Raw genomic sequence first — 17,179 nt, forward strand, 5'->3', positions numbered from 1 at the left:
CGGCCAGACCGTGCGTCTAGACGCTCAGGTCCGTCCTCAGAGAGTTAGGCAGTCCTCGTCGGCACGGCCTCCCTGGGGGCGGAGGGGTGGTACAGCACGGCGCGTTGCCGGATTTGGCCAGCCGCATGAACCATGCCTCACCTCGTCGCCGAAATGACCGTGCACCAGGCCAAGGGGCGCGAGGCCGGCCGTCGGCATACGACTCACCCACGGCGAGGCCGCCAAGTTGTCGGCCGGCCTAAGGCAAGACCACTTCGGGTGCTCTAAATCGCGCTGACCCGCGCCGTGAGGAAAGTGCTCCGTTGCTGATCGCCGGTCTCCTCAAGACGCAGACAGGTCTCAAACAAGCTGATCTCTGAGCCGCATCACGATAGTGGACCCGAGTTGACGACCGCCCTCGTGGGCGTTATTGCTGGGTCGACGGCCGCAGTCCGTCCAGCACCGTTTACCTGCCGATCTTGTTCGATCCTCCACTTCCGGAGAATCCGCCGACCGTAGTTGTGCGTTCCGGCCACTCGGTCCAGCTCGGCGCCCGTTGGCGTACGGCCACAGGCCCGCTCGCCTACGTAGTACTCACACATCCGCTGCTCAGCCGTTCGCCCGCAACCCTCCACGCTCAACGTCGAACCCACGACTGGCTGAACCGGCATCGAGGTCTCGCAATCCGTCTCCGTCTCGCGAGCTTGACCAGACGTCTCGCTACCAGCACCGGCGGTCTCGGAGCCAGTCTCGCGAGACCGCCGCTTCAACGCGCCGTTCAACAGCTCGACCGCCAGCAGCAACACCAGCGGCGGACACGCCGCGACCGTCACCTGCAACACGCTCAACGCCGGCGCCGAACCGATGTTCGCCACCAACGACACGCAGATACCGAACACGAACGCCAGCCACGCCAACCACCGGCCCGACCCGCCGCCGCAATGGGTCTTCCACAACTCGACCGTCGCGATCGTCAGCAGGCCATCAACCAGTAGCGGCCAGATCGACGCCGTCACCGCATCCGCACCGAAACGCAACGCGAACTCGCGCCCGTGTCGGTACGAGGCATACGCCGCGCCGAGAGCGACCAGACCGGTACAGGCACACTGAATGGACAGAGCAAGGTCTTGAGCAAGCCAGCCCCCGAACCGCCTCATCACCACTCCGCCTTGGTCGCGCGCTCGGCAGCTTTCCGAACGCGCCCACCCGACCGATCACATAGCGCTGACGAGAGGCTTGGACCAGGCGACACGGCACGGCAGTTGCGAGCCCGAGGGGAGCCCGAGAGCGCACGCACGCGACGACAGACCGCGGCACAGACCGACACCGCCGCCACCCCAAGACCGAGGAAAACGACCTTGCCCGACATCACTCGACACCATCCGAAACCTCAAGATCACCACTCTTAATCAGCGGGTTCAGATACCGATGGTCTTCGGAGCTGAGCCAGCACAGCCTCGCCAATCCTTCGACAGTCGTAGGCGCACCTCCACAGCGCGCTTCGTACGAACGCCCTTAACAAGCCGGGTCACGAGCGACTCCGGCGATATCCCGACGGCAACCACTTACCGTCCTCACATCCTCGTGATCGATTACGGCTAGACTCAATCATGTTCAGTTCGGCCGGCTAGAGGCCGTTGAACGCTGCCTCGCCCTCCCGCTGCGAGATGCTCTTGGAATAGTCATGGCAGACCGCCAAGTGAGCCAAACCGGGACAGACCTCACGGATCCCGCCGGTGCTGCGTTCGTTGAATCGTGGCCTTCCACATCGAACAAGGCTGCCGACAAGATCGTTACGTCGCTGCTCCTTCCGGAGAGCAGGCGCAGCACCGAGCCGGTGATCCCGTTGCCGGTTGCTGAGCTCGGCCCGCTGATGGACGGTGGTTCGATCGCCTTCAGCCTGGTAAAGGTCGGCGGAAACGGTGTCGTGGCAGCGCGGATGGCACTGCAGCAGCTGGCGTGGCCTTCAGGGCGGGCGCTGCGCTTCTCGGTGTCCTCGGGTCTGCTGATCGTGGCGCCCGGAGAGAAGCCGACGGCTGCATTCGTGCCGCCGACGATGAATCTCACGCTGCCGGCGCGGTTGCGGTCGCGGTGTCGCATTCGGGCCGGCGACCAGGTTCTGCTGGCTTCAGTGGTCGAGCACAACCTCTTGGTCGTCTATCCGCAGCATGTCCTCCACACCATGCTCGCGACCTACCACGACACGCTGACCGCCACTTCCGGGAACCCTGGTAGTTGACGCCTGCAGCGGGCGCGGTCTCCGTGACCGCGCCCGCTGCCGTTTACTCCGTTGCTGACCGCTGTGGACGAGCGGGCGCCAACGGATGTGGCTCGCCGGTGAGCGCGGCCAACGCTTCGGCAACCTCGCTGATGTCGGCTTTGACGTAGGTGGTGGTTGTCAGGTCGCTGCCGGACTCGGCATGTCCTGCGTAGGCACGGGCGACGCCGATGCCGAAGTTGCGTTCGACCCAGGTCAGTGTGGTGTGGCGCAGCCAGTGGGCGCTGACCTGTAGTGCTCTGGCCCAGTCCAACTCATTCTGGACCCGGCCGAAGATGTAGTCGTAGCGGCGCTTGGTGATCGGTTTGCCGTTGGCGTAGCGCAGCAGCTGGCTCTCCGGCTCGCCGTCGCCCCGCTCGTCGAAGTGCGCGAGGAGGTGCCGCATCAGCGTGGGTGAAACCGGTTGCCAGCGTTCGGTCTCGCCTTTCTCCCGCAGCAGGATCGTGCATTGGCTCCGGTCCAGGTCGCCGCGGCGCAAGGCGAGCGCGCCGCCACGTCGACAGGCGCTCTCCTCGTGCAGCCGACAGAGCAGCGCATCCAACTCCGGGTCGTCGCCGGTGCTGGTCACGACGTCATTGAGTTCGTTGATCCGGTCAGAGGCGAGGGCGCGGCGAGTGGAGGCGTTGCGCCGCGGCTTGGTGACCCGCATGGCGGGGTTGGCGCGCTCGTCGAGGCGCCCGTCGTTGACAAGGTGCTTGTAGAGGCAGCGGACGGCGGCGATGAAGTTCTCGGCTGCATTGCGTCCGCCGCGGGAGTTGCGGCGAACTCGGGCGGTGCTGCGGACGTACTCGGCCATTGCCTTGATCTCGGTGGCGGTGATCGTGTCCATGGGCCGTGTGCCCCACCTGGCTTCGGCTTTCTTCCAGTACGACCCGTAGGAGCTGGCCGTGCTCGGCGACACTAGATCCGCCACGACCGGAATCCATTCGGCGAGCGTCGGTATCGGTGGCCGCTCGCCGTCGGCGTCGCCGGCGGGTGCGTCACCGATGAGGTCGGCAGGATCCACGCCGAGGCGCGACAACAGCAGCCGCGCCGCTTCGAGATCTTGAGTGGTCGCGGTCATGACGCCTCCTCGGGGGCGGCCAGCGAGGTGTGGAAGGTGCGCAGCATCGCCTGCACGGCAGCTTCCGGGTGAACGATGAGCACGTCGTGGACGGGGTCGGCGACCAGCAGCAGCCGGCTGCCCGCCAGGGCTCCGCAGCCGCGGCGCACTGGAGCCGGGAGCGCGACGTAGGGTTTGCGGGGCATGACGAACACCCCGTCCGGACGCCGGCGGATCACCACCGGCGTCCGGACGAGGGTGATCAGCAGACGGTCCCCCGCGCTCCAGCCGAGGGCCGCGACGGCGCCGCGGTCCTGCAGCCGGCCTCCCCCGTCCATCAATGCGATCGACAGCCGCGGACCATCCGCCGCATGCAGATCCCGCAACGGCGGCAAGCCCATCGGCGCAGGCCCCGGAGACAAACGTTGCGGATCCGGCGCGATGATCCGGCCGGGCAGGGCCAACGACGGGATGCCGGTCATGCGACACCTCCCCGGCGTGTAGCGCGAGGGGAGGGCGCGTCCAAGATCAGCCTAGTGGAGGCTGCCGGGAGCTGAACGGCAGAAAGACCCGCCGTAGCGGGCCTGTTACTCTGTGGTTTGGGAGATCTCCCACGTATTTGTGTCCGAGGACGATCTTGCTCACTATCGACACGCCTGCAACTCCCAGCTTGACCTGCAGGTTCCCACGAGTTGAACCCGAAGCCACCCCGCACCTCATGGGGTAATTGAGTGTCCGAGACGATCTTGCTCACTAGCTACACGCCTGCAACTCCCGGCTTGACCTGCAGATTCCCGCGAGTTGAACCCCGAAGCCACCCCGCACCTCATGGGGTAATTGAGTGTCCGAGTCCGAGACGATCTTGCTCGCTAACTACACACCTGAGCCTGCGTCGATGACCACGACCCGATGGCCGAAGCGGTCACCCCAGCCGGCCTGCAGCCCGGCCACGGAGATCGGTCAGACGCTCAGGACCCCAGCGATCACCGGGCGGTTCACCGACAACGACCTGATCCGCGTCCTGACCACCACACCGAACGCGATGCGGGCTGACCGTCGCCGGCAAGTGAGGACCACAGCCCGCAGCCAAGCACCTCCGTCTGGTCGACGCCCGTCTGCAAACCGCGCGCTGGCTGTTAGCTCAGCCTGCACCCCTCCGGGGTTCGACGAGACCATGCCGAAACCGCTGGGCACCGTCACGGTCGACCGGCTCTTGCCCCGAGACAGCGTCACCCAGGGATGACGGCCTCCGGCTCACCCAATCCACCTCTAAGGGCTGTCTCGTAACTCAGGGTGGTTGGTGGGGCTGGTTGCGTCAGGCGTCGACGAGGATGTTGTGCAGATGCGCGATGCCGGAGACTGTGTCGGCGAGTGTGCTCGCGGCGCGACGGTAGCCGCGGGGAATCTTGAAGTTTCTTCATCGGGGACAGGACGTGCTCGACGCGAGCGCGGATCGTGCGATGATGGCCGGAGAGCCACAGAACCACTAGGCTGTTCGCCTGCATACGACGCGTTCTAGATCGGTCTACAGCTCACAAGAGGTTCCTCTCGGCGAGACTGGACTAATGGCGTACAACAGGTCTGAAGGCGGCGCGACAACACCCGCTTCGTGGGACGGTGGCCCGCAAGGCGCACCGGCGATACCACGACAGTTACCAGCGTCTACGCCCCACTTCGTGGGACGGTCCGACGAACTCCGACGGCTCGACACGCTGATCTTCGCAGCCACCAGGTCCGAACCGGCGGGCGTGGTCGCGATTGCGGCCATCAACGGCAGTGCAGGTATTGGGAAGACAGCCCTAGCCCTGCGTTGGGCGCATCAGGTCTGTGATCGATACCCTGACGGTCAGCTCTACGTCAACCTGCGAGGCTTCGACTCCCGTGCTCCCATGGCACCTGAGCAAGCGTTACAAGGTTTTCTTTCCGCGCTAGGCCTCGGACCGAACGAGATCCCCGCGGACCTCGACGCCGCCGCGGCCCTCTACCGAGGATTACTGGCCGAACGACGCGTCCTGGTGGTGCTGGACAACGCTAGAGACACCGAGCACATCCGTCCGCTACTTCCAGGGGACTCCTCGTGCGCCGTGATCATCACCAGCCGGAATCGGCTGGACAGCCTCATCGTCCGGGAAGGCGCACACCGCCTGCCCCTCGATGTACTGGGCACCGAGGACGCGATCGAGTTGCTCGCGGCACACATCGGCAGCGAGCGAATGGAAAGCGACCGGCATGCGGTCGTCAAGCTCATCGAACTGTGCGTCCGACTACCTCTGGCCCTGAGCATCGTGGCCGCCCGCGCGGCCTCGCAGCCAAGTCTGCCGCTCGACTCACTAGTCAACGAACTCGACGACGAACGAGTGCGACTGGACGCGCTCGACTTGGGTGACACAGACCTCGACCTCAGAGCCGTATTTTCCTGGTCATACCAAGCCCTCGACGGACCTGCCGCCAATCTATTCCGGCTCCTCGGGATTCATCCCGGTCCAGATATCGGCTTGAACACCGTGGCCAGCATGATAGGGGCCCCGATCGCGAAATCTCGATTCCTGCTGACACAACTCACTCGGGCACATCTTATCGACGAGTACCGGACTGGGCGTTACCGTTTTCACGACCTATTGCGTTCCTATGCCGCAGAAAAGGCGAACGAACTAAGCCCTGAAGCACGCGAAGCTGCTCTCACTTTGATGTTCAACTACTATTTGACCGTCGGCGTGCACGCAGACAAAGTTATCTACCCGTATCGCGAAAGCCTTGCAATAGCTACCCAGGGCGCGCCGCAACCCCTCGACAAGATCACGACCTACGAAGAGTCCGCGCAATGGTTTTCAGCAGAATACCTCACCATACTAGCTGTCGCACGCTGCGCCTACGAGACAGGTGCAATGACTTACGCCTGGCAACTCCCATGGATTCTCGGGACATACTACGATCGGCGTGGATATTGGCACGATTTCTTGAACACGCAAAGGGTTGCTGCTGCCGCAGCCGAGGCGGAAAATAGTCCAATCGCGCGGGCGTATTCCTACCGGCTACTTGGCCGAGCTTATAGCCTAACGGGCCACTATCAGGAAGCCATAAAGAACCATGAACGCGCGCTTCATCTATTCCATTTATTAGGCAGCACCGAAGGCCAAGCCCGCGCACTTCGCCACCTCAGCTTGACCCATGAAGAAAACAAAGAGAATAACAAGGCGTTCGAGTACGCAGAAAACGCACGCCACCTCTTCAGAGAGGCCAACAACAAGGTTGGACAAGCTCGGTCATTGAACTCTATGGCACGTTGCGCGGTCCGGCTAGGAAATCATGAGGGCGCGCTCACCTATTGCAATGAAGCAATGAGCATTTTTCGTTCCATCGATCGTCGAGATAAGCAAGGAGAAGCAGACTCCTTGCACAATCTTGGCTACATCCACCATCACCTCGGCAATTATGACCAAGCGGCCATTAACTACGCCGAGGCAATCCAGATCTGGCGATACCTCGGCAGCCAATCCTACGAGGCCGCGACGCTGGCACATCTTGGCGACGCTTACCTCGCGCTCGGGAGAGATTCTGACGCGAGGGCTGCCTGGAGTGCCGCCTTGGCGATCTTCGGTCCGCTCCATCATCCAGACACAAGTAAGGTAAACGAGAAATTGATTGCGAACTGAACGCCCCAGCAGATCAAGCACTAAGCGCGTTCCTTACCTGATGATCGGTCGCTGGTGGGCGATGATCTTGGTTGTGGTCGAGCGGTTGTCGTTGCGATTGGCGCCGGATGAGCTTTGGGAGCTGGCTGAGCCGTTGATCCCGGTGTTCGAGCCGGCCAGGCGGGATTCGACGGCCTCGAGCAGGACGTCATCATTCGGGAAGATCACGTCCTCCTTCGCCCGAGGCGCCCGGAAGAAGGTCGTGCGGCCGACGACGACCCGCTCGGTGATGTCGCCGACCGTGGTGTGCTCACACCTACGCTCGGCGAACAACGCCAACGAACCGCTGCAGCCGAAGCCACCGGAGCTCAGATGCCGCCACCTGACCCGGTCGCGACGCGCCGCTCTATGGGGTAATTGAGTGTCCGAGATCTTGCTCGCTCGAAACAACGCTTAGCCTCTAACAGATTAAGCGGGTAAGGAAATTGGCTTTCGCGGCCGGCTGCCGTTCAGTCTAGGCCGAGAGGTCACGAGGGACTGGTGCACGGCGATCCAACCGACAACCTGGCCGTCAGCTTCGACGATCCGGCGGTACCCGGGCAGCCGCGTACCGTCAAAGCTAGTGCAGCTGGGCACAGTCGCCTGGAGGTCGCGACACCAGTGGTGGCGCCTTCACGGTAGATGCCGCGCACGGCTGGTAAGCCGCCCGTTCGGACTCGCCAACGGAAGCGTCGGCTGGCGACCCGCGCGCAGGAAGTGCCAGCGACATCACCCGAGATTTGGCATGATGGCTTGGTGCCACTGGATGACGTGATCCGCTGCATTAGTGCGGCGACCCCACAGCAGCAGGCCGCTATCGCAAAGTGCGCGACAGCCTGGCGCAAGAGGTCGGCAGATTCACTCGAACAGCAGTTACATCTCGCGCGCACCGTACTGGTAACTACCACCCAGTGGCGTGACGTACTAGTCGACAGCGATATCGAGGGCGTCTGCTCGAACCTTGACGATAGCGTCGCTGAGATTGCAGCCGTGATGTCGTTGCCTGCCCGGGATATCGGACGACGCCTGTTCGCCCTGCTTGACCAGGTTATGGAGATTTATTCCCAAGCTCACGTTGCACTCGCCGAGGCGGGGCGATTCATCCACCTGAGGAAATTGGTGACACGACGGCGACCCTTGAGCACCTATTCGTGGCGATCGGCGAAGTCGTCCGCACTTTTATTGATTGCGCAGCGGAAGGACTAGATCCCAGTGTTTGGGATGACGTACTTGGCCAGATCGGTCGCCGGGACGGGCTGCTGGATGAGTTGTTTACCATAAACCCTCCGATTGACGTGTCGAAGAACGCGATCGAGCGAACGCTTGACCTGCCGACGTCCGTCAGGATTGGCGATGGCTTTTCGTCGGCTTCACGATTAGCTTCGGCATGGTCGCGTGATCGTGCGGCGCTGGATTTGAAGTTACAAGCGCAGCTTCCGCACTTGCTTGACCCCGATCAGACACTGACGGTCGACGTGTGGCTTCATCTGGCAGGTCTGCTTGCAGGCGAGAACCCGCTTCCCTCGCATCAAGCAGCGGTCGCCGGGCGCAACCTGACGCTCGCAGCTCTTGCAAAAGACATGTCGCATACACTGGAGGTGGTCATCAGCCAGGCTAACCAGGAAGGCTGGATGCTCACGACACACCGCCAATTGATCGACGAGATAAGCACCTTTCACAGCAAAGCACATCCAGAAGACAAAATAGGTCCGGCCTGTAATGCCTATCTCGCAATAATGGAAGGCGATATCCGACGAACTACCCGGATGATATTCGGACTACTTGGCTTCCAAGTCGGGCCCGACGAAACGTTAGGCTCACTGGAGCAGCGATTAGCGGCCAAGCCTGACAACTCGGCTTGCGTTCTATTGCTATCGTGCATCAACCGGAAGTGGCGCAATGCTGCCGCCCACGCCCAGTTTCGATGGGATCCGATCGAGCAGAAAATGCTACTAGGCGACGTGCTTGCAGATCCTGACGACCTAATTGAAGCCGCAATCCGAGCGCATAGCATCTGCAAGGGATTCTATACCGGTGTCACTGTCGCACTCAACCGAGAGGGCGATCCTCATCAGAAACTACCACCATCTGCGGATCCCGTATCCTGGGCAGGAAAGTCGCTCCGACGACTCGGCATTTTAGGTATCGAAGTCACAAAGCTGCGACGTGACGGCACCACTATCCAACTTTACGTGCCACCCTTGAACATCCATACCTTGCGAGATCATCTCGTTGGGGTGGTCGCGGCCGGCCACGACATCCCCGATGCCGAGGATTGGGAGATCATCCAAGACGACCGCCCGACTATCCTGCTAGACGCTAAGACGATTCTCGCCACGAAGTCCACTGCCGAAGTCAGCGTCGATGACGGTGCCGCGTTGCATCCTCATACGGCAGAGTTGGTCCTCTACACTGGCGCGCTCCTTAACTCCGGTACGACCCCGCAAGCTGTTGCCCGTTCGGTGACAGCTCTGGCCGCCTCAACCGTTTTGGGTGAGCGCGACCTGTTGAAACCGCGTCTCCATGCCCATGACGATGCAGCGCTTATGGAGTTGACTGAGACCATCAGAAGGGTCGATCGCGGCGTCAGAGCGGCTATGACTCTCCTTCCAAGGCCTGCTCGTCGCCGGCTCGCGTCGTTTCTCACAATGCTGTCAACCCAATTGCCGCGTCCTGACGGTTCCTTCGAGGAAATAGCCGACGGTCTTGATGGTGTCGTGAGTGCTCGGCAAGCTTCAACGCCGATCAATTTTCCTTGGATCTTGGAACAAGGCGAGAAAACTTAGAGGCAAGAGCGAGCCTATTACTGAGTGCTTGCCGATCTCATAACCCTCGATACACTTGCACATCGTGGGCCGCATCAGCGACCAGCCGTAACCTACTGCCAGCAACCCATGCCTGACGCAGACTGGAGGCCCCGTCCCCCCGACTAGGGTGCATCTGAGAAACATCGTCGTTCGTGGTTGGATGCTGTCGCTAGGCAACATCAGCGTCGCCGCCCGATTCATCATTCCATCCAGTCTTCGATTTTTTGACAACCAAGCAAGTTAGAGATCAGTTCACCTCGCACTCGCGGAATCCCATTCAGTGCAGCGAGGCTGTCAGCACATTATTAACCTGTCAGCCTCTCGCCAGACGTGCGGGAAGGACGAATCGACATCAACTCCAATGCTCAAAACGACTAAAATCTTGCCACCTGCCGTGCCGTACCGCCACTGCGCAGTAATCTGAAAAGCACGGCACGATCCGTCGGAAAAGGTTATGCCGTTTCCCGCCTTCGGCACTCACGGGCGTCTCCTGGTTCAGAAAAGTCTGTCCGAGATCTCGCTTCCCTGAGCAGTCGTGCACTGGCGGGCAAGTGGACACCCTGCGCACATCGGTGCTTGCTTGTGGCAGTGGAGCTGGCCGACCAGTCGCAATGCGGCCATACGCAGCGGCGCCCTGGAGTCGCCTCCTATCAAGCGGGCGACGTCGACCCTGCCGTCGGTGAGGCTGTTCGTCTGCTCGGAGCGGGTGTTGAGTACGCGTGACGACACGCGGATGACCGGCTGGCTGGTCAACAGGACATCGTCGCCCGCCAACAGCTTCAGAAGTGCGGTCTTGCCGGGCGGAAGAGCTAATACTTCTGGCATGTCCTGGGGGTGCGACCAGAGCTTCCTGTCGTTCTGGAACTGTCGTAAGCGCGCGACCGCTGCAGCAGCTCCGCGTGTGACTACCGCTCGTTCGATGAGGTCCACCGCTCGCTTGGTGATTCGCCCCTTCGTAGCCACTTCGCGGAGGCCGGAAGCGTACGCGGACACTTCAACGGGTGACGGGTCGAGCATCGCCACGACCGCGGCAACAGGCGGGGTCAGCTCGTCTCCGGGCAGCACGCACCAGTAGTTCCCGGCACGCCGCTCCTCGGCCCACGCGGCCAAGTGGTTTGCGAGAACGCGCCACCGGTTTTGCCGAGCCTTGTCCGTGATCGGTACCGGGACCAAGGCGGTAGCCGCGGCCTTGCCCAGCATCGGCGGCACTGCGTTGCCAATCTGCTGAAACGCGTGACTGCGGCTGCCCGCGAAGCGGAAGCCGTCAGGGAACGTCTGGATACGGGCAGCCTCACGAACCGTCAGTGTGCGGTTCTCAGACGGGTGAATGTACCAGTAGCCGTCCTTCGCGATGTGCGCGGTGATGGAGCGACTTAGCTCTTCCCAGTCCAGCCGCTTGTACTTGTCGTCGAACGTTTCCGCGGTGTACCTGCGCAGACTGGCGTCGATGTGCGCGTAGAGAGTTTTGGACGTCATCGAGGCGAAGATCTTACGATCGTCGTCGCGAACCGGCCGGGTCATGTGATCCCACACCCTCTGCTCACCGATGCCGCGTCTCATCGCCTTCGCGAACTCCGAAACCTCGCCTTCGGGCGAGTAGGGCAGGTCTCGACGACCGGTCGTGAGGCCGAGGCGAGGTAGGTCGTGAATTGCGTCCTGTACGAACACCTCTTTGCCTGGGCTAGGCCAAGTGAAGGTGTCGCTGTCAAGGCGGGCGAGCAGGATCAGTCGCTTGCGGTGCTGGGGAACGCCGTAGTGTCGGGCGTCGACCAGTCGGAGGTTGGTCCGGTAGCCGACGTCCTCCAGCATGTTCACGATCCGCCGCACGACGTGGAAGTCGTCGCCCAACGCCATGTCGGGGACGTTTTCCATCAGCACCGCGCGGGGCTTCACCTTGAGCACGACATCGACGTACGCTCGCCACAGTTCCTTGCGTTCGTCGAACTCGTCGCGCACACCCGCGTCCACCAGACTGCGGATCTTGCTGCGCCCGGCCCTGCTGAACGGCTGGCACGGTGGCCCGCCGGCGATGAGGTCGATCTCGACGCGCTTGAGCATCTTGATCAACGCGGCGCGCTTCTTCGGGTCCCCCAAGTCGACGTCGAGCGCGAGGCCGGGGAAGTTCGCCCGGTGAGTCTGCAACGCGAACTTGTTGTGGTCAACCGAGGCCGCGACGGTCCACCCGGCGTCGGTCAAGCCCAGGCTCAAGCCACCGCCGCCGGAAAACAGGTCGACCGCGAGCCGCGCACCTTTCGCCACCCGTTTGGCGCACCACTGCTCGAAGGTCTCCTCGGTACACGCGTCCGGGTGTGCCGGCAACTGGAGCAGGTCGCTGCGCTCGAGCTTCACCGCGTAGACCGCCACGTCGCCTCCCGTCCTCCGAAAAGGGACCCGCGCGGGACCTCCACCACTGTAGATCTGGTTGTGCTCAATTTCTTCATGCCACTTCCCGGGACCGGTCCACTCGGCCGACCCGACGCGCTAACGATGAAAACGGGAATGAAGTCGCCTAACCGACGAGGACGTTGGCAGGAGGGGCCCACCCTATCGCGCGGACGCGGTCCCAGCAGGCGGTCTTCTTCGCCCACTCTGTGACGTTTCCGCCGCTCGGAGGTGAGGTGAGCACCCGGCGCACAGCCTTGGCAACGTCGGGTACCGCACTGACGATCGCTTCGGGCAGCGTCTGTTCGCGCCAGAGCCGGTCGAGATCGAGCCCGCCGAGCGTGTGTACGATCAGCGACACGCTGTGCGCAGCTGTCTGACCGAGGTACCCCCCGAAGTTCTGCTTCTGGATAATCGCCCTGACCTGGCGGAACACAATCGCCTTGGCGACCAGATGGCGGAAGAACACGTCATCGGGGGCTTCGCGCTCGGCTAATCCCTCGTCCGACGTCCACGTCCGGAAGCATTTCTCAGCGCCCTGGCACACGATTTCAGGTCGCAGCGAGTAAGCGTACTCGTACTTGGCAGCGTCCGTCTTGCCGAATCGCTGTCGCACAGGGTTCTCGCGGTCGAACTTTCGTCGCGTGGCGGCGGTCGTGAACCTGTTCTTCTCGACGTCGTACTGCCCACGCACGCGCTCGTAGTACCAGCGAGTCTGCTCGACGTCGACTCCGAGAGAGGGCACCCAGGTGGTGCGGGACCACCGCTCCAACCCGACATGGAAGCGGCTGTTGCCCTCGAAGTCGGCTGGGGTGACAGCGTTCTGCGAGTTTGCGTAGCGGGAAATCTCCGGGACCATGCTGTCAAGCCGGTCATCGGGGATCAAGGTTATCTTCGCGGGCACCATGACCTGGGCCAGGTCGATCCCCTTGCGCGCAGCGTGGTGCAGCGAGGCGGTGGTCTGCCCGCCGTTGACGATCTGCAGCTCGGTCAGGGTGCGCAGCACCAGTCCGCCCGACGTCTGCTCGAGGTCCGCTGCCCGAGCGGTGGCGGAGACGCCGTTGTTGTAGGCCAGGAATCGGCCGGGCTGCTCCTTGAGCGTCTCCGCGATTCCCTTGTTGACCTTTCCCCTGGCTTGGAGATAGGCGCGCACGTTGCGCTGGAGCAGCCGGCTGTGGTGCTCGTCGTACAGATCGGCGAGCAGCTTCCCCGGCAGCATTGCCATCAAGCAGCGGTAACCATCGGCCTGCTCAGGTGACTCCAAGCAATGCACTTCGTACCCCATCTCCGCGACGTCGATGAGAATGTCCTCCTGGTGGGCGCCGGAGCTGATCAGCTTTTGGAGACGGTTGACGTCCCACACGTTCACGAGGGTCGGGAGACCAGCAACGGTGGCCTCTTCCGCTCGACGCAACCCGCTTTTCCCGTCGGTGAAGACCAGAATCTTGATCATCTGCAACTGGGGCCAGGCACCGTGGATGTGCTCGACCATGTCGTAAGGCGGGCTCGACCGCTCAAGCTGCTCGTGCAGTCCGCTGCGACAGAACTCCACGAACGCGCCGGCGCGGCGGACCAACTGGGTTAGCCGCTCGCGCTTCAGGGGCTCGGCGTCCAAGCCGTAATCAACGGTGACGAGGTGCAGGATCGTGCCGTCTCCTGTGATGTCATACCCCGCGACCTCGATGCGACGGCTCTGCCAGGGCATGAACAAGTAGCAGGTGTCCAGATCGTCTAGCGCCCCGTCGTCGATCAGGTGCTCACCGATCAGGGTCACGAAGGCGTCCCGTGCCATTAGCTCCGGCTCCGCCTGGACCCGGTCCTCCACCCTGCGCCGCAGCTCCGCTACGAAGGTGGCGAGTTCGCCGTCCGTCACGTCGTCCCCCTGGTTCGGTGCTGTTCGATTACAAGCTCTGACTTGCCGCGTGCTATGCGCGCGAGAGCAGTAAGCCTCGGCCGCAGCGGTGCCGGCACCACGACCGCGGATCCGGGGTGATCTTCACCCCAGGCGGAGCGCTGTGCGAACGGTACCTCGACGAGGACCCTGGCCAGTGCGGTGCTCTCCGCCATGTCCAAGCCGTCGAGTCCGAGCCACCCACCGCGCGAGAGGTACCGGCCGTCACATCGCACGTAGAAACCCTGCGAGGCCCGCCAGTCGACCGGGTCGCCGACCGAGTCCGCCTCTCCGGCACGTAGGAGGTCCGGGTGGGGTAGGACGCGAGGACTGGCGACCACCGAGAAGCCTTCGCCAGTTACCCGCTCTTCCCCGAGGTGCTGCCCGGCCGGGTTACCCCACAGGAACGGGTCTTTCGCAGTCACCACGCATCCGTTGACGTCGAGGCGGGTACTGCGCTCCAACAACTCTCCGAACACCACGCCCAGGTCGCGGATGCACCGGTTGACGATCGTTCCGAGGTGTGCGCCCGCGACTTGCGGACGGGGGATGCGGAGCAACACCACCGACCAGCGGTCCACCTCATCCTTGGCCAGCAGTCCTGCGGGAAGCCTCCGGAAGGTGCGATGCAGCCACCAAGTGTCGGTGTCCACGGCGGAGGTGAGCACGAGGCAAGCCGGGGACGCATGCGACTCCCAGGTGGTGATCTCACCGTACAGGGAAGCGGCGATGCCGAGGGCCACCGATCCGCGGGACACCGCGTGTCCCTCGGACAGCGTCGAGAGCAACGAATACCCGGCGAAGGTTGCACCGTCGTGGACCAGCGAAAGTCTGCAGCTCGTGCCAGAGCCCGCGCTCCTGATGCGGACGTGGCGGGCGCCGGACCGCAACGCGCGGTCCACTAGGGCGATCAGCAGAGTTCCCACGGCACTGTCGCCGTCTGCAGCGCCGAGTAGCTCCACGAGTCCCGATCCCGTGGCGATCTCAGTGCTGGTCGGGCGCTTCTCACGCTCCATTGTGCGCATGCCGTTCGACCGACGGGTCGGACGCTTCGGTGAGGGCATAGGTACGGGATTTGCACCGCCGGCCACCAGACCTACGTCCGCGAGTTTGCCGCGCAGGTGGTCCTTCGCCTTGCTTTCGATCTGCCGAGCTCGTTCGCGGGTGAAAGAGAAGTGTTCGCCGATCTTATCCAGTGTGAGTTCGTCACCACCGTCGAAGCCGAACCGCAATCTGAGCACTTCGGCCTCGCGCTCCTTCAGTAGTGACAGAGCTTCCCGCACGAGTTCGGCGCCGAGTTCGCGGTCTACCACGTAGTCGGGGTTCGAGTGGTCTTCGAGCGGAGCGGGGATCAGCTCCGCGAACGAGATCTCGCCATCTATGCCCAAGGGTGCGTCCAGGCTGATCACACCCAAGGACAACCGTAGGCAGTCCACCACCTTCTCCCGAGACAACCCGGTGCGTTTGGCGATCTCCGCGACTGAAGCATCTTCCTGCTGGAGGAGCAGTCTGTTCCGGACGGTGCGAACCTTGCGGACTTCTTCGTACTTGTGGACCGGCAGCCGGATCATTGCGCCTTCGTCGGGAACTGCCCGGCCAATGTGCTGGTTGATCCAGTTCACCGCGTAGGTGGAGAACTTCAGCCCTCGCGAGCCGTCCCACTTTTCGATCGCCCGCATCAGACCCAACAGCCCGTGCTGGTACAGGTCCTCGTAGTCAAGACCGGCACCCAGGTGCTTCGCGATGTAGGAGCCCACGAGGCCGGTGTTGTGCAACACCATGGCGTCGAACGCCTTCGCCCGCTCATCAGCGCTGGGCAGCGTTGAGCGAAAACCCTTGGGCAGTTCCTCCGCAAGATTTTCACCGGTAGGCCGCATCAGCTGCGCCAGCCCGACCTCCTCCTCCGCCGTCAGCAGGCGTTTGGCGCGGTCCTCGCTACGCATTGGAGCAGCGAGCACGGCGCGGGCCCTGTCGACGGCTGATCGGCTGGGCGGGGGCAGCTGTTCTGCCATGGAAGGAGAAGCAGCGAGGTGCCGGGTGGACACCACCTCCACCCACTCGTCGCCGACTGCTTTACGCGTGCGGTCGTCCACCAAGGCGGACGGGAGCCCGCTCAAAGCAGTGGGTCGTCCCACACCGGAGTAGGAGAGAAACAACTCCGAGCGCGTCGTCGGGCCGAGCACCCGCAGCGCGTTCTCGAACCGGAACCGGTCCTCCACCTGGTCGAGTCCCGCCAGCACGACGTGGTCGAACCGCATACCCATGGCGCTGACCCAGGTCAGAACCTTGACTCCCGGGTCGGATGCGGTAACCGCGGCGTGCCGCGGGACCCTTGCACCGGACAGGTGCCACTGAGTCGTACCGTCGAACAGGTCGCCGATCCCATCCTTGAAGACTTGGACCAATTCGCGGGTCGGCAGCAGCACGCCGATTCGCCGGTCGCGGTGCGCCGTCGCGTGCTCTACAACAAACCGTATCTCCTCGTCAACGTCCTCGTGGTCCACCAACACTGGCCGCGGACCTTCACGGCGAGAGACGTCTTTGAGCAAAGATCCATCGCCGAGGCGCTCTAGCAACTGGTCGATCTGCGCGGTGCCGCCATCGACGTCGTGCGAGGTCGTGGCGGCAGCCGCGCCAAGGAGAGCGGTGAGGTCGTCCAATGTCGTACCGGAGTCGCCGACCGTCTGCACGGGGTCGACGAATACCGTCGCCTCGATGCTCAGTAGCCGGAGCACCGTGTAGAAGTCGGGTGGCAGCTGCTGCCCTTGGACGACGATGACATGTCGCCGGTCCAGCGGCCGGACGTAACGGGCTCGGAGGTGCCGCTTGAATTCCCAGAAGTCGACGTCGTAATCGTCCGTCTCCGGTTGCCGCACTCGCAACACCGTGCGCCACATGTCTGCGAAGTAGGAGTGGTAGGTCATCACCGTGTCTCCACGGCTCTCGAACGGCATCATCGTGCGGATGCGGCTCGTCAGCACGCTTGACCGGGTGATGACGTGTATTTCCTTGCCGCTCCCCCGCAAGCGGCGGTAGGTCGTGACCGCCTGGTCCGCTTGATCGACTGCGGGCGCGGCGGCCACCACGGTGTGACACGGTGCTTCGTGAAGCGGGGCGCGTAACGCAGCA

11 protein-coding genes are annotated in these 17,179 nt (G+C 63.1%); 4 read left to right on the plus strand and 7 right to left on the minus strand.

Annotated features, from left to right (window positions below):
- Positions 1–365: 365 nt before the first annotated feature.
- Positions 366–1,136: a DUF2637 domain-containing protein gene (locus BLV96_RS10940; RefSeq protein ID WP_086676946.1), complete on the minus strand. Its 771-nt coding sequence runs from the start codon at positions 1,134–1,136 to the stop codon at positions 366–368.
- A 527-nt stretch (positions 1,137–1,663) separates the two neighbouring features.
- Here BLV96_RS10940 and BLV96_RS10945 point away from each other — a divergent pair.
- A complete protein-coding gene (locus BLV96_RS10945) occupies positions 1,664–2,218 on the plus strand; it encodes a hypothetical protein (RefSeq protein ID WP_086676947.1) in 555 nt (184 codons plus the stop codon).
- Positions 2,219–2,261: 43 nt separating this feature from the next.
- Here BLV96_RS10945 and BLV96_RS10950 read toward each other — a convergent pair whose 3' ends face one another.
- Together BLV96_RS10950 and BLV96_RS10955 are read right to left on the minus strand one after the other, a co-directional pair.
- Complete coding sequence (locus BLV96_RS10950) at positions 2,262–3,320, minus strand: tyrosine-type recombinase/integrase (protein ID WP_086676948.1); 1,059 nt, start codon at positions 3,318–3,320, stop codon at positions 2,262–2,264.
- Positions 3,317–3,781 carry a hypothetical protein gene (locus BLV96_RS10955; RefSeq protein WP_244180158.1) on the minus strand — a complete coding sequence of 155 codons (465 nt, stop codon included), beginning with the start codon at positions 3,779–3,781 and terminating at the stop codon, positions 3,317–3,319. Before BLV96_RS10955 ends, BLV96_RS10950 begins: the two co-directional genes overlap by 4 nt.
- Before the next feature lie 1,194 nt (positions 3,782–4,975).
- Here BLV96_RS10955 and BLV96_RS10965 point away from each other — a divergent pair.
- Positions 4,976–6,952, plus strand: coding sequence for an ATP-binding protein (locus tag BLV96_RS10965; RefSeq protein WP_158104144.1), 1,977 nt, complete (start codon positions 4,976–4,978; stop codon positions 6,950–6,952).
- 33 nt (positions 6,953–6,985) lie between these two features.
- Here BLV96_RS10965 and BLV96_RS10970 read toward each other — a convergent pair whose 3' ends face one another.
- The gene (locus tag BLV96_RS10970) at positions 6,986–7,270 is read right to left on the minus strand and encodes a hypothetical protein (RefSeq protein WP_086676951.1); all 285 of its coding nucleotides are present in this window, start codon (positions 7,268–7,270) and stop codon (positions 6,986–6,988) included.
- Between the two features lie 456 nt (positions 7,271–7,726).
- Between BLV96_RS10970 and BLV96_RS49095 the strand changes: the two genes are divergently transcribed.
- Positions 7,727–8,176: a hypothetical protein gene (locus tag BLV96_RS49095; protein ID WP_143050945.1), complete on the plus strand. Its 450-nt coding sequence runs from the start codon at positions 7,727–7,729 to the stop codon at positions 8,174–8,176.
- Positions 8,122–9,756 (plus strand): hypothetical protein, encoded by a 1,635-nt coding sequence (locus tag BLV96_RS49100; protein ID WP_143050946.1) that lies wholly within the window; start codon positions 8,122–8,124, stop codon positions 9,754–9,756. Before BLV96_RS49095 ends, BLV96_RS49100 begins: the two co-directional genes overlap by 55 nt.
- 516 nt (positions 9,757–10,272) lie before the next feature.
- On the opposite strand, the gene BLV96_RS10975 is transcribed toward BLV96_RS49100, so the two are convergent.
- From BLV96_RS10975 to BLV96_RS10985, 3 genes are all read right to left on the minus strand, one after another.
- Positions 10,273–12,141, minus strand: a complete 1,869-nt coding sequence (locus tag BLV96_RS10975) for a DNA cytosine methyltransferase (RefSeq protein ID WP_208608198.1) — start codon at positions 12,139–12,141, stop codon at positions 10,273–10,275.
- Positions 12,142–12,286: 145 nt separating this feature from the next.
- On the minus strand, positions 12,287–14,032 hold the full coding sequence (locus BLV96_RS10980; protein WP_208608199.1) for an AIPR family protein: 1,746 nt from the start codon (positions 14,030–14,032) through the stop codon (positions 12,287–12,289).
- Positions 14,029–17,136: a sigma-70 family RNA polymerase sigma factor gene (locus BLV96_RS10985; protein WP_086676952.1), complete on the minus strand. Its 3,108-nt coding sequence runs from the start codon at positions 17,134–17,136 to the stop codon at positions 14,029–14,031. The genes BLV96_RS10980 and BLV96_RS10985 overlap by 4 nt, the downstream gene beginning before the upstream one ends.
- Positions 17,137–17,179: the final 43 nt, after the last annotated feature.

Origin of the sequence: Amycolatopsis pretoriensis (assembly GCF_900107925.1) — a bacterium.
Lineage (GTDB): Bacteria > Actinomycetota > Actinomycetes > Mycobacteriales > Pseudonocardiaceae > Amycolatopsis > Amycolatopsis pretoriensis.

Coding starts and splice junctions, on each gene's coding strand:
- BLV96_RS10940 (WP_086676946.1), bottom strand. CDS start 1,136: ATGAGGCGGTTCGGGGGCTGGCTTGCTCAAGACCTTGCTCTGTCCATT.
- BLV96_RS10945 (WP_086676947.1), top strand. CDS start 1,664: ATGGCAGACCGCCAAGTGAGCCAAACCGGGACAGACCTCACGGATCCC.
- BLV96_RS10950 (WP_086676948.1), bottom strand. CDS start 3,320: ATGACCGCGACCACTCAAGATCTCGAAGCGGCGCGGCTGCTGTTGTCG.
- BLV96_RS10955 (WP_244180158.1), bottom strand. CDS start 3,781: ATGACCGGCATCCCGTCGTTGGCCCTGCCCGGCCGGATCATCGCGCCG.